A 12,733-nucleotide genomic window follows, 5' to 3' on the forward strand; every position below is an offset into this window, starting at 1 on the left:
GACCGCGTATCCGCTGGCCTCGCCGCGGTCGCGGCATCACCCGCGATCAAGGCGCCGAAGGGTACGTGGGATTACCACGAGTCCGCCTCGACCGACCTGGCGTCGATGCCCGCCCCGGAGCAGCCCAAGGGTTCGCGCGTGCTCCGTGGCGCCGTCTACCGGATCACCCGCGCGGACGGCGGCGTCGAGTACACCAATATTCCCCAGGGGGGCGGTGGTGCGAAGGGGCAGAGCATCAAGATGCTCTTCACCTATATCGCCACCTGCGCCGCCTGCGACGTGCATTCGAAGATCGACTGGAACAGCGTGGGGCTCAACATCGTTGCGTATGGCGATGCCATCTCGTCGGCCAGTCACGAGTTCGGCGTGGACGAAGCGCTGTTGCGAGCGATCATCCATGCGGAAAGCGCGTTCAACCCGCGTGCGTTGTCCGTCGCGGGCGCGCAGGGCCTGATGCAGTTGATTCCCTCCACGGCGCGCGACATGGGCGTGCTGGACGCTTTCGATGCGAACCAGAATATTCGTGGTGGCGCGCGGTATCTCGCGCTGCTGCTGCGGAACTTCAACGGCAACGAACGCCTCGCGGCGGCCGCGTATAACGCGGGCCCCGGTGCCGTGCAGAAGTACAACGGCGTGCCGCCGTATGACGAAACGCAGGTGTATGTCGAGCGCGTCGGGGTGCTTCGCAAGCGCTATGGCGAGTCGCTAAAGCAGCGTCCCAGCACCAACGTCCCGTTGGCTTCCCGCGGCACCTGACGGCCCCATACCCCCGCTCGTTAGGAGCCGATTCATCGGCGATTCCTGACGTAGTCGCGACCTGCCATCGCCGATGAATCGGCTCCTACTAGGCAGGGCATCGCGGGGCAGGGGTTTCGCCGGGCGGGGGGGCATCGCCGATGAATCGGCTTTACCGGGCGGCGCCTTGCAGGGCCTGCATGGGTGCCGTGGGTGGCCGCTGGGTGGGGGTGATCGTGCTGGCGAACGGTGCGCCGTTGCGCAGTCCGGAAATCGCGATCGCCACGCCGGGCTTGAACGCGGCTTCATGGCGGCGCAGGTCGGAGGCGTCGAGGATGTCTTCGCCGCCGATCTTCAGGATCACATCGCGCTGCTGGATGCCCGCCATGGCCGCGGGGCCGCCGGGGGATACATCGTTCACCACGACGCCGCGCGCCGCGGAGGGTAGGCCGCTGTCGGCGGAAATCGGGACGGCGCCGTAGTCCGCGCCGATCCAGCCGCGCACGACATGGCCGGTCTGCACGATCTGGTCGAGGACCTCGCGCGCACTGGACACGGGAATGGCGAAGCCGATGCCTTCGGCGCCCACGGCCTGGCCGATCAGCGAGGTGTTGATGCCCACCAGGTCGCCATGGGCGTTGACCAGGGCGCCGCCGGAGTTGCCGAAATTGATCGCCGCGTCCGTCTGGATGAAGTTCTCCAGGCTGGACAGGTTGAGCTGGCGCCCGATGGCGCTGACGATGCCCATGGTCACGGTTTGACCAATGCCGAAGGGATTGCCGATGGCGAGCACCACATCACCCACGCGCGGACGGCGATCCGGATCGGTCATGTGGATGGCGGGCAGGTTGCCGGCGTCCACCTTGAGCACGGCGAGGTCGGTCTCGTCGTCGGAGCCGACCACGCGGGCCTTGGCCACGCGCCCGTCGTAGAGCAACAGCTGGATGTCGTCGGCGTTGGCAATGACGTGGTTGTTGGTCAATACGTAACCATCGTCGCTGACGATCACCCCCGAGCCCAGGTTCTGCTGGCGCCGTGTACGCGCCGGCCCCGTGGGTACGCTGAAAATGCGCTGCAGCACGGGGTCGGAGTAAAGCTGGCGCGGCTGCTCGGTGACCATCTTGTTGGCGTAGATGTTGACCACGGAGGGCGCCGCCTTGGCCACGGCGTCCGCATACGAGGCCGGCCCGGAGGCGGGTGAATCGCCTGTGGTCGTCGCCGTGATGCCGGTGGGAGCGGTGAAGCGCTGGCGGAGAAAGGCGCCGCTACCGGGCCAGAACAGGCCGATGATGAAGGCCACGGCAAGGCCGAGCACGACGAAGCGGGCAATGAAGGCGAGCGTGCGGGCGGCGTGTTTCATCTAAGAACTGAGGGATCCTGTCGTCGTCGCATCGCCGTGCCCATGGCACCCCTTGCCCCTTATGGGATAGGGTGGCGTCCAGTTTATTGTACGTCGCTAGTGCTGACGTTACACTGACGCGATTTGCGGAAGCCGATTTCCGAACGAACCGGCGATAGGGGTCCGCAACCTCAATGGCAAAGTTCCGGAGAGCCTGATGGCGAACGAAGTCGTCGATCACGGGCGCCGTCGCTTCCTTACCGTTACGACAGCAGTCGTAGGTGGTGTGGGAGTGGTCGCGGCGGTCGTGCCCTTCATTAAGTCGTGGGAACCAAGTGCAAGGGCTAAGGCGGCAGGTGCGCCTGTCACGGTCGATATCAGCGCCATCGATGCGGGCCAGAAGGTCACTTTCGCATGGCGTAGCCTTCCCGTTTTCGTGGTCAACCGCACCAAGGACCAGCTGGCCCAGCTGAAGGGCCTCGAGCCTCGCTTGCTGGATCCCCAGTCGTCCAACACGGAACAGCAGCCCAAGTACGCGACGAACGAAACCCGTTCCATCAAGCCTGAGTGGCTGGTCGTCATTGGCCTGTGCACCCATCTGGGCTGCGTTCCCGATTTCGTCCCGGACATCAAGCCCGAGCCGTTCGACGCGAACTGGAAGGGTGGCTTCTACTGCCCCTGCCATAAGTCGCGCTACGACCTCTCAGGCCGCGTGTTCAGTGGCGTGCCCGCACCGAAGAACCTCCCTGTGCCGCCGTACCACTTCGTGGACGACACGCACATCCAGATCGGTGTCGATCCGAAGGAGGCCGGCTGATGGCTAACCTATTTGACTGGGTCAACGAACGTGCGCCGAACCTGGCGCCCACGTTCCGCAAGCACATGACCGAGTACTACGCGCCGAAGAACTTCAATCTTTGGTACTACTTCGGCTCGCTGGCGATCCTGGTGCTGGTCAACCAGATCGTGACCGGCATCTTCCTCACCATGAACTACAAGACGAGTGCGCTGGAAGCGTTCAACTCGGTCGAGTACATCATGCGTGACGTGGAGTGGGGCTGGCTGATCCGCTACATGCACTCCACGGGTGCCTCGCTGTTCTTCGTGGTCGTGTTCCTGCACATGTTCCGCGGGATCATGTACGGCTCGTTCAAGCGTCCGCGCGAGCTGGTGTGGATCCTCGGCATGCTGATCTTCCTGGTCCTGATGGCCGAAGCCTTCATGGGCTACGTGCTGCCGTGGGGCAACATGTCGTTCTGGGGCGCGAAGGTCATCATTTCGCTGTTCGGCACCATTCCCTACATCGGCCCCGGCCTGGTGGAGTGGATCATGGGCGACTTCCTGCCCGCCGACGCCACGCTCAACCGCTTCTTCGCGCTGCACGTGATCGCGCTGCCGCTGGTTCTCCTGCTGCTGGTGGTGCTGCATCTGGCCGCGCTGCATGAAGTGGGTTCGAACAACCCGGACGGCGTGGACGTGAAACATGGTCCGAAGGGCAATCGCTGGGATGCCAGCAAGCCCATCGACGCCATTCCGTTCCACCCGTATTACACGGTGAAGGACCTGGTCGGCGTGGGCTTCTTCCTGCTGATCGCGGCGTTCATCATCTTCTTCGCGCCCACGTTCGGCGGCTGGTTCCTCGAGCACGACAACTTCACCCCGGCCAACAACCTGGTGACGCCGACGCACATCAAGCCGTCGTGGTACTTCACGCCGTTCTACGCGATCCTGCGCATGATCCCGTCGTTCTTCGGCACGGCCATCTGGGGCGTGATCGGCATGTTCGGCTCGATCCTGATGCTGGCCTTGCTGCCATGGCTGGATCGTGGCGAAGTCCGCTCGGTACGCTTCCGTGGCATGGGTTACCGCATCGCGCTCGCCGTGCTGGTGATTTCGTTCCTGTCCCTGGGTGCGGTCGGCGCCGGCGTCACTGCCGAGCTGATTCCCGAGTGGTTCCCGGGCGCGGACGCGACCACGTTGGAGAACGCCTTCGGCCGCGTCATGACGGTGGCCTACTTCGGGTTCTTCATCTTCATCTGGGTGTACACGCACTTTGGCCTCGAGAAGACCAAGCCGGTTCCGGAACGGGTGACGACGCATGATTAAGCGCTATCTATCCGCCATGGCCCTGGCGCTGGGCCTCTTCGTCGTCACCGTTCCCGCCTTCGCACAGGAAGGCGGTGAGGGTCTGCCCTCGGCCGGGACGAACGTGAATGACCGTGCGTCGCTGCAGCGTGGCGCCAAACTGTTCTTCAACTACTGCGTCGGCTGCCACTCGCTGAAGTACGTGCGTTACTCGCGCGTGGCCAGCGACCTCGGCCTGAGCGAAGACGAGGTGATGTCCAACCTCAACTTCACCGGCGCGAAGTTCGGTGAACCGGTGATCTCGCACATGCCGGCCGATTCGGCGAAGACCTGGTTCGGCAAGGAGCCGCCGGATCTCTCGCTCGAAGCGCGCGCCAAGGGCGTGGACTTCATCTTCAATTACCTGAACTCGTTCTACCTCGACCCGAGCCGTCCGGTCGGCTGGAACAACACGGTCTTCCCGAACGCCTCCATGCCGAACCCGTTGTGGGAACTGCAGGGCTTGCAGGTCGCCGTCCATTCCGAAGCCACGCCAGGCCACGATTCGGTGGTGGAGAAGCTCGAACTCTCCCAGCCGGGCCGCATGACACCGGAGGAGTTCAAGGGCGCGACGCGCGATCTCGCTACCTTCCTCGAGTACACGGCCGAACCGGCTGTCCTCCAACGCCAGTCGGTCGGCGTGTGGGTGGTCCTGTTCCTCGCCTTGCTCACCTTCCTGCTGTACCTGGTGAAGCATGAGTACTGGAAGGACGTTCACGAGAACCACTGAATGATGTCCCTCGGGGCGGCCTGACCGGTCGCCCCGTTTTATTTGCGGCAGGGAGAGGGCTCGCACGCATGGTCCAGAATGCTCGTTCGCGAACGGCTTTGACGCTGTACACCAGCGCCGACGATATCCACTGCCACCGTACCCGGCTGGTGCTGGCGGCCAAGGGCGTGGCGTACGACCGGATCATCCTGAAGGCCGACGAGCCTACCCCCGACCTGCTAGAGCTGAATCCCTACGGCACGCTGCCGACCCTGGTCGACCGTGACCTGACCGTCTACGACCCGATGATCGTCGTCGAGTATCTCGACGAGCGTTATCCGCATCCTCCCCTCATGCCGATCGACCCGCTGTCCCGGGCCCGCCTGCGCCTGGCGACCTGGCGTATCGAGAACGACTGGCTTCCCGAGATCGAGACGATCGGCGAGGGTGGCAAGGCTGCCGATGGCGGTCGCCGCCGGTTGCGCGAGCACCTGCTCCTGTCGGTGCCGCTGTTCCGGGCCTCGCGATTCTTCCTGAACCCGGAAATGAGCCTGATCGACTGTCTGGTCGCCCCGGTTGTCTGGCGCCTGCCGCATCTGGGCGTGGACCTGGGCAAGGAGGGCAAGCCGATCGTCGACTACGGCGAGCGCCTGTTCCACAGCCAGGGCTTTGCCCGCAGTCTCACGCCGGAAGAGCGCAACATGCGTCCGGACTTCAATTTCGCGCCCGGTTAGCCTCGTTACCGCGTATCCCGTAAACTGTGCACATGGATACGAACGAAACCTCGGGCATGACCTCCAATCGGCCCTATCTGCTGCGCGCCATCTACGACTGGATCAGCGACAACGGCCTGACCCCGTACGTACTCGTGGACGCGGCGCAGCCGGGCGTGAAGGTGCCGGCGCACGTCGTGAAGAACGGCCAGGTCGTTCTCAATCTCGCCATGCGTGCCGTCGCGCACCTCGACCTCGGTAACGACCGCATCGCCTTCCAGGCGCGCTTCTCGGGCGTGAGCCAGTCCATCGTCATCCCGATGCAGGCCGTGCTGGCGCTTTACGCGCAGGAGAACGGGCAGGGCATGATGTTCCCGGCCGACGAAAACGAAACCCTGCCCACCGACGGCATCGAAGCCGCCGACGAGGCCGAGGCACCGGCACCGTCCGCCGGTGGCGATGACGACCGGCCCAAGCGAGGCGCTCCGCACCTTCGGGTCGTCAAATAAACGAAACCCGCCGAAAGGCGGGTTTTTCGTTATGGCTGTTTGGCGTTCTGGCGCTCTGGCGTTCTGGCTGTTGTAGGAGCCGATTCATCGGCGATCCTAACGTGTCGTAAACCCCATCGCCGATAAATCGGCTCCTACCGAGCGGGTTCTCGCCAGTTTCCTGTTGTCGCCAGTTTTCTAATGAAGCCGCCGCCGGTCGGCCAGCGAAATCACATTCGCCCCATGCACGATCGAATCCGTCGCCACGACAGTCTCCAGGGCCGGCGATCCGCTCATCGGCAGTGAGAAGCTCACCACGTCGTGTCCGGCCATCCACAAGCGCGCCATTTCGCGTGACTGGCCGTCTTCGCTGACTTCGAACACGTAGCAGCGCTCCAGGCGGCGTACACCGTCGACRCCCTGCAGGCGGATCGAGCGAAGCCCGACACTCTGATCCAGCAGCTGGAGGCCATGGCGCTTGCACAGCGAGGCCGCGGCGCGCACGGCGACCTCGCGGGCGCGAGTGAGCCGGTACCAGCTGGCAATGCCAGCGGCCAGGGCCATGAGCCAGAACAGATCGGTGAAGGAAGCCATGGGGTCAGTGTGTGGCCGCTGCGGCGCGACCACAAGCCCCTATAAGGGCATCGCCGATGAATCGGCTCCCACAAGAAGCCGGAATGTGGGAGCCGCTTCAGCGGCGATTCCTACAAACCCCCGTGTTTCACATCCAACCGAAGGGACAGATCAATCGCCCTCACGTTCTTGGTCAACGCCCCGCTCGAGATGAAATCCACCCCGGTCTCCGCAATCGCCCGGATCGTATCGATCTCGACGTTGCCCGAAACCTCGAGCGGCATACGTCCCGCGGTGAACGTCACGGCCTCGGTAAGCATCGCCGGGGTGAAGTTATCGAGCAGTGCGCGATCGGCGCCGGCATCGAGCGTCTGGGCCAGTTCGTCCAGCGTTTCCACTTCGACGATGAGCGGCAGTGCCGGGTGGATGCGGCGGGCGGCCTCGACCGCGGCCGGAATGCCACCCGCGGCGATGATGTGGTTTTCCTTCAGCATCATCGCGTCGAACAGGCCGATGCGGTGATTGGTGCCGCCACCGCAGAGCACGGCGTACTTCTGTGCGCGACGCAGGCCGGGCAGGGTCTTGCGCGTATCCAGCACGCGCGTGCGCGTACCCGCGATGGCATCGGCATAGTGCGAGGTCACGGTCGCCGTGGCCGAGAGTAATTGCAGGAAGTTGAGCGCCGAGCGCTCGGCTGTCACCAGTGCGCGCGCCTTGCCGGCAAGTCGGCAGATGATCGAGCCGGCGGGAACGCGGTCGCCGTCGTGCACCAGCCATTCGATGCGCACGTCCGGGTCGAGCTGGCGAAAGCAGGCCTCGAACCAGGCGGCGCCGCAGAGCACGGCTTCTTCGCGGCAGGTGAGCACGGCGGTCGCAGTGGCGCTGGCGTCGAGCAGATCGGCTGTCGCGTCGCCGGGGCCAATGTCTTCGGCGAAGGCGCGCTGCACGTCCGCAAGAATCTCGCTGGCTGGCGGCAGGGCGTCGGCCAGGTATTTCGGGTCGGGAGAGCTCATCGTGTCGTGCTGTCCGTGGAGGAAGGTCGCTACCTTAGCGCGGCCTCCCTTCGCTGGGGAGATCACGCCGCCGGCGTGGTCGCCTCGGGCTGACGCAGGCGCTCGACGATGGCATCCATGGCGCGGTCGAACAGGAGCGAGGAGTCGAGCAGGCGCGCCGTGCCGTTGGCGAAGGCCTGGGCGAGACCGGCAAGACTGTGGTCGGCAACCTTGAGGCCGCGACGATTGACGAACAGGAAGCGCCCGCTGATCGGGCTGACCCAGGACAGCTTGGCGCGATCCGTCGTGCCGTCTTCAGCCGTGAACTCGAGCCACTGGCCCACCTTGAGGTCGCGCGCCTGGGCGAGATTGCGCTCGTCGAAGGCTTCGTCCATCAGGGCCTCGTTTTCGTCGTCCGGCTCCGGCTCGAGCATGGGTTCCTCGATAGCCTGGATGGATTCCGGCAGCGGCATGACGCTGGAGACGAGGGTGCCCGACTCCGTTTCCGGCGTGGACTCGCCGAGCTGCTGACGGTAGAAGGCATGCAACTGGCCGAGCAGCTGTTCGGTGTCGCCTTCCTGGAAGGCCACCGAGGCAAGGCCACGACGCAGCGAACGTTCGATACCGGGCAGCAGCGAGCGCAGGTCGCGACGGCCGTTGAGGTCGTACACCGGCCGCGCGCTGGCGATGAAGTCGTCGATGAAACGCAGCGACTCGCGGAACTCGGGGGACTCGTCACCCTGGCGAAGCAGGGTGAGCACGATGTAGTTCGCCCAGGCGCGCGTGAGCACACCGTAGATGAGCGGCGGCAACGCGGCGCCACCGATACGGGTGACGATTTCCGACGCCGCGCGGCGACGTGCCTGTTCCAGCTTCTCGYGGCCGCGGGTGGACTCGGCGACGCGCTGTTCGGCCAGCTCGGCGCGCTTGCGGCTGACGTCGAGGAATTCCTGCAGTTCGCTGGCCAGGCGCGTGAAGATCACCACGTCGTCGTCGAAATCATGGAGCAGGCGCTCCACGATCGACTTGACCTTCTCGAACAGACGGCCATCGCGATCGGCCTCGGCCGACCAGCCCTTGGCGGCGTCGGCGAGGGCGTCGAGCAGCTGGCGCGCCGGGTGCGACTTGTGCGCGAACATGCGGCGGTCGAGCAGGGCCACCTTGAGGTACGGAATCTGCAGGCGTGCAAGCAGCACCTGCATTTCGGCCGGAAGGTTGTGATCTTCGAGGATGAACTCGAAGAGCATGCCGACCAGGTCGATGGTGTCTTCGTCCACGCCGGACACGTGCGAGGTCTGCTGACCACGGAGCTGGCCGATCTGTGCGAGCAGCTGCTCCTTCAGGTGAGCGACGTCGCGCGTGACGTCGGCCTGGGTGGCAAGTGGCGTCGCCTGCGAGGGCAGGCTGGCGATCTGGCTTTGCAGCAGGGTCAACGCGCCGAGCAACTCGGCGGCGCTGGGTAGCGGGCCGGTCTGCATGGGCGGCGAGGTGGCCGCGCCCATGACGACGGAGGCGCTGTCGCGCCGTGCCGAGAAGAGGGCGTGCAGCGACTGCATGAACTCGGCAGCGGCGACATCCGTTACCGGCGCGCTGCCGGCCGCCTGGGGCGGAGCGACGGCTGTGGTCGCGGGGCCGACGGGCGCCGGCGCATCGCTGCGACGGGTGGAGATTTCGTGGCGCAGCTGCGGAAGAACGCCCGCCGCGGCCAGTTCGTTGTTGATGTCGTCGTACAGCTCGTCGACGCCCGCGAGCACGTAGCGGTCGAACAACTTGTAGATGATGAGCTTGACGCGGACCTCGACCATCAGCTCGCGCATGGCCTGGCGGAACGCGGCAGCCAGGGCGGCGGGGCCGACCGGGTTGGACGCGTCGTCCATCTTGGTGCCACCGCAGATCACGGAGAGGCGCTGGTTGACGGCGAAGAGGGCGCGCGCGAGGCGCTGCTCGTTCTTGCCGATCATGCTGGTGATGGCGAGCGACTCTTCCAGCTCGTTCTCGCCGACCAGGCTCAGCTCGATGTTGGCGAGCGGACGGGCGGCGCCGTCGGCATTCGGCGCACGGGTGCGACCGGCTGAAAAATCGGCCAGGTCGCGGGCGACCTGGCCGAGGAAKGTCCGCTCGACGATCGCGCGCTTCTTGCGGACTTCGCGCATGCCGTCGAAGAACTGCGTCTGCGCCGCGTTGTTCTCCGCCTTTTCGGCGAGGTCGAACAGGGCGTCGTCGATGTTCTCGAACATGTTGGTCGCAAGCGCATGGAGGCGCTTGGTCGCGAGCCCCCGCACGGTGACCAGAAGGGCGCCCACACGCTCGCTGCGCGGGTCGAGGCGCTGGCTCAGGTCAACGACGTTGGACGGCTCACTCGCGTTGGTCATCACGCTTCTCTGGATTCTTACTGGCCCCCGCCCGAGGGGCCATTGTGCGGGAACGGATGCTTTAAAGTGTGACTCGCATCACGGATTTTGCGCGAGGCCGGATTCTGCCGTAAAGCCTTGCAACTGGGTCGTGCCGATACCCGCTTCGGGCAGCATGACGGGGATACCGTCTTCCACCCGATAGACCAGCTTGCCGTCCGTGGTGATGAGCCCTTCGGTGATCGTGTCGGTCACCTTTTCACCGGCGACGGTGTCGAGGCTGCCGGCGCGGATGGCGCCATTGAGGTTGTCGCGCTCGGTCGCGGTGAGCGGGCGCAGCGGTCGCTTGCTGACGGGGCAGCAGAGGATGTCGATAAGACGCTTGTCCATGGGAGCGGCCGCGAAGGGCCAACCTGTATGTAGATCGGGAATGCCCTTACAATAGCGACTTTTGGGTGCTCCGGCCATGACTTCCAACGAGGTGAACGAGGCGAACGCACCGCGCGTTGGCGTGGTGATGGGCTCGCGTTCGGACTGGGAAACGATGGAGCACGCCTCGACCACGCTGACCCGCATGGGCATCGTGCACGAGGTTCGCGTGGTGTCGGCTCACCGTACGCCGGACCTCCTGTTCGACTACGCGGATGCAGCCCGTGGCCGTGGCATCCAGGTCATCATCGCGGGCGCCGGTGGCGCTGCCCACCTCCCGGGCATGATCGCCGCGAAGACCGCCCTGCCGGTATTCGGCGTGCCGGTGCAGTCCAAGGCCCTCAATGGCATGGACTCGCTGCTCTCGATCGCACAGATGCCGGCCGGCATTCCCGTGGGCACCCTTGCCATCGGCCGTGCCGGCGCGACCAATGCAGCCCTGCTCGCCGCCTCGGTGCTGGCCCTGCACGACGCCGCCGTCGCCGCCGCGCTGGACGCCTTCCGCGCCGAACAGACCCGCAACGTCCTCGATCATCCGGATCCGCGCACGTGACCCGTAAGCTTCCTACGGTCGGCATCCTGGGTGGCGGCCARCTTGCCCGCATGCTTTCCCTCGCCGCCGCGCCGCTGGGCGTGCGCACCCTCGTGGTCGACGGCTCGGCCGAGGCCTGCGCCGGCCAGGTCACCGAACTGGTCGTTGCCGACTGGAACGACGACGAGGCGCTGGAAGCGTTCGCCGCCCGCGTGGACGTGGTCACCTTCGATTTCGAGAACGTGCCGGCCGCCACAGCCGAGCGCCTGGCGGGCCTCACCCATGTGTTTCCCAATCCGGGTGCGCTGTCCGTCGCCCAGGATCGCCTCGCCGAGAAGACCCTGTTCCGGGCCTCGGGGCTGAACACCCCGGATTTCGAACCCGTGGACAGTCGCGACGACCTGGTCCGCGCCGTGGCACGGATCGGCGCGCCCGCCATTCTCAAGACCCGCCGCCTGGGTTACGACGGCAAGGGCCAGTTTCGCCTGAAGACGCCGGATGATATCGATGCCGCCTGGGCTGCCTTGGGTGAGGCTGCCGCCTCGGTGGGCTTGATCCTCGAAGCCTTCGTGCCCTTCGACCGCGAGCTGTCTGTGGTGGCGGTTCGTGGTCGCGACGGGGGGTTCCGTACCTGGCCGCTGACCCGCAACTGGCATGTCGACGGTGTCCTGTCGCTCAGCCTGGCGCCGGCCCCCGGCACCTCGGACGCGTTGGAACAGGCCGCCATCGGCCATGCCCGCACGATCGCCGAGACGCTCGACTACGTCGGTGTCTTCGCCCTGGAGCTGTTCGTCCGTGGTGGCGAGCTGCTGGGCAACGAAATGGCGCCTCGTGTCCACAACTCGGGGCATTGGACCATCGAGGGCGCCCACACCAGCCAGTTCGAGAACCACGTGCGCGCCGTCCTCGGCCTGCCGCTGGGCGACACCGGCGTGCGTGGCGCCAGCGCCATGCTCAACTGGATCGGCGACATGCCCGACCCGACGCCGATCCTCTCGATTGCCGATGGCCACTGGCATGACTACGGCAAGGAAGCGAGGCCGGGCCGCAAGGTCGGCCACGCTACCCTCTGCGCTCCGGATGCCGGCAGCCTGCGGGCGAAGCTTGCCGACATCGGCGTCGCGCTGGGCCGCGAAGAACAGGTCGCTCCGGCCGTCGACCTCCTCGGCTAAGCACCTCGCTCAAGGCTTGCCTTCGGCCTCGCGGGCTCGGCTTTGCCGTCGCTCTCTACACTTGGGCGCTTCGCGGGGAGACCTTGGTGCCCACCCTCGCGGCTCAGACACGTCCTCCGCGTTCGAGAAGGAAAGGCCGCTCCGCGGCCCGTGTACCTACTGGCCTACGGCCGCTCCACTTGTGCGGAACTCGCCTCGAGGGTGGACACCAAGGTCTCTCACGACGATACGGTCAGCRGGAAGGAGAGCCGTTGGCGTGGGTGTGGCCGCCCAAGCGGRCCGTTACGGCSGTCGTGCTGGTACGGCCATTCCGGCTCGCCGAGCGCCTTCCTCGCGGCTGCTTCGCCTCGCGCGGACGATCGCGACCGGCGCGTGGGGGTTGCCGCTTGACGATGGCGACGAGCCGGCAGCCGAAGCGGCGTTGCTTCGTCGGCTCGRCCCGCACGAACCTCAAGGATGGGAAGAGCCTTCGGTGCCCACCCTCGAGGCGAGTTCCGCACAAGTGGAGCGGCCGTAGGCCAWATAAGTACACGGCCGCGCAGCGGCCTTTCCGGTACGAAACGCGGAGGACGTGTC

13 protein-coding genes are annotated in these 12,733 nt (G+C 65.8%); 8 read left to right on the forward strand and 5 right to left on the reverse strand.

The window, feature by feature from the left end; genetic code table 11:
• Window positions 1–756: lytic transglycosylase domain-containing protein (locus AC1DT2_RS07495; RefSeq protein WP_477295575.1), on the forward strand; the 756-nt coding region annotated here is incomplete at its 5' end.
• Window positions 757–907: 151 nt separating this feature from the next.
• Here the strand turns inward: AC1DT2_RS07495 and AC1DT2_RS07500 are convergent.
• Window positions 908–2,095, reverse strand: a complete 1,188-nt coding sequence (locus AC1DT2_RS07500; protein WP_213947848.1) for a S1C family serine protease — start codon at window positions 2,093–2,095, stop codon at window positions 908–910.
• 196 nt (window positions 2,096–2,291) lie between these two features.
• Here AC1DT2_RS07500 and petA point away from each other — a divergent pair, with 196 nt between their 5' ends.
• The 5 genes from petA to AC1DT2_RS07525 all read left to right on the forward strand — a co-directional run bounded on the left by petA (window position 2,292) and on the right by AC1DT2_RS07525 (window position 6,129).
• The gene (petA, locus tag AC1DT2_RS07505; RefSeq protein ID WP_063573455.1) at window positions 2,292–2,891 is read left to right on the forward strand and encodes a ubiquinol-cytochrome c reductase iron-sulfur subunit; all 600 of its coding nucleotides are present in this window, start codon (window positions 2,292–2,294) and stop codon (window positions 2,889–2,891) included.
• Complete coding sequence (locus AC1DT2_RS07510; protein WP_213947849.1) at window positions 2,891–4,180, forward strand: cytochrome b; 1,290 nt, start codon at window positions 2,891–2,893, stop codon at window positions 4,178–4,180. The genes petA and AC1DT2_RS07510 overlap by 1 nt, the downstream gene beginning before the upstream one ends.
• On the forward strand, window positions 4,173–4,928 hold the full coding sequence (locus AC1DT2_RS07515) for a cytochrome c1 (protein ID WP_213947850.1): 756 nt from the start codon (window positions 4,173–4,175) through the stop codon (window positions 4,926–4,928). Before AC1DT2_RS07510 ends, AC1DT2_RS07515 begins: the two co-directional genes overlap by 8 nt.
• A 68-nt stretch (window positions 4,929–4,996) precedes the next feature.
• Window positions 4,997–5,641 carry a glutathione S-transferase N-terminal domain-containing protein gene (locus AC1DT2_RS07520; RefSeq protein WP_477295578.1) on the forward strand — a complete coding sequence of 215 codons (645 nt, stop codon included), beginning with the start codon at window positions 4,997–4,999 and terminating at the stop codon, window positions 5,639–5,641.
• Window positions 5,642–5,697: 56 nt separating this feature from the next.
• The gene (locus AC1DT2_RS07525; protein WP_082879116.1) at window positions 5,698–6,129 is read left to right on the forward strand and encodes a ClpXP protease specificity-enhancing factor; all 432 of its coding nucleotides are present in this window, start codon (window positions 5,698–5,700) and stop codon (window positions 6,127–6,129) included.
• A 177-nt stretch (window positions 6,130–6,306) separates the two neighbouring features.
• On the opposite strand, the gene AC1DT2_RS07530 is transcribed toward AC1DT2_RS07525, so the two are convergent.
• The 4 genes from AC1DT2_RS07530 to AC1DT2_RS07545 form a co-directional block, all read right to left on the reverse strand.
• Window positions 6,307–6,702, reverse strand: coding sequence for a DUF3301 domain-containing protein (locus AC1DT2_RS07530; protein ID WP_213947852.1), 396 nt, complete (start codon window positions 6,700–6,702; stop codon window positions 6,307–6,309).
• A 110-nt stretch (window positions 6,703–6,812) separates the two neighbouring features.
• Complete coding sequence (nadC, locus tag AC1DT2_RS07535) at window positions 6,813–7,694, reverse strand: carboxylating nicotinate-nucleotide diphosphorylase (protein ID WP_477295581.1); 882 nt, start codon at window positions 7,692–7,694, stop codon at window positions 6,813–6,815.
• A gap of 62 nt (window positions 7,695–7,756) precedes the next feature.
• On the reverse strand, window positions 7,757–10,045 hold the full coding sequence (locus AC1DT2_RS07540) for a DUF1631 domain-containing protein (protein ID WP_477295583.1): 2,289 nt from the start codon (window positions 10,043–10,045) through the stop codon (window positions 7,757–7,759).
• A gap of 78 nt (window positions 10,046–10,123) precedes the next feature.
• The gene (locus AC1DT2_RS07545; RefSeq protein WP_477295585.1) at window positions 10,124–10,414 is read right to left on the reverse strand and encodes a Trm112 family protein; all 291 of its coding nucleotides are present in this window, start codon (window positions 10,412–10,414) and stop codon (window positions 10,124–10,126) included.
• Window positions 10,415–10,490: 76 nt separating this feature from the next.
• Here AC1DT2_RS07545 and purE point away from each other — a divergent pair, with 76 nt between their 5' ends.
• Both purE and AC1DT2_RS07555 read left to right on the forward strand, forming a co-directional pair.
• Window positions 10,491–11,006 carry a 5-(carboxyamino)imidazole ribonucleotide mutase gene (gene purE / locus AC1DT2_RS07550; RefSeq protein WP_063572378.1) on the forward strand — a complete coding sequence of 172 codons (516 nt, stop codon included), beginning with the start codon at window positions 10,491–10,493 and terminating at the stop codon, window positions 11,004–11,006.
• On the forward strand, window positions 11,003–12,157 hold the full coding sequence (locus AC1DT2_RS07555; RefSeq protein ID WP_477295588.1) for a 5-(carboxyamino)imidazole ribonucleotide synthase: 1,155 nt from the start codon (window positions 11,003–11,005) through the stop codon (window positions 12,155–12,157). Before purE ends, AC1DT2_RS07555 begins: the two co-directional genes overlap by 4 nt.
• Window positions 12,158–12,733: the final 576 nt, after the last annotated feature.

The sequence above is a fragment of the Luteibacter sp. P4_E6 genome (assembly GCF_056401535.1).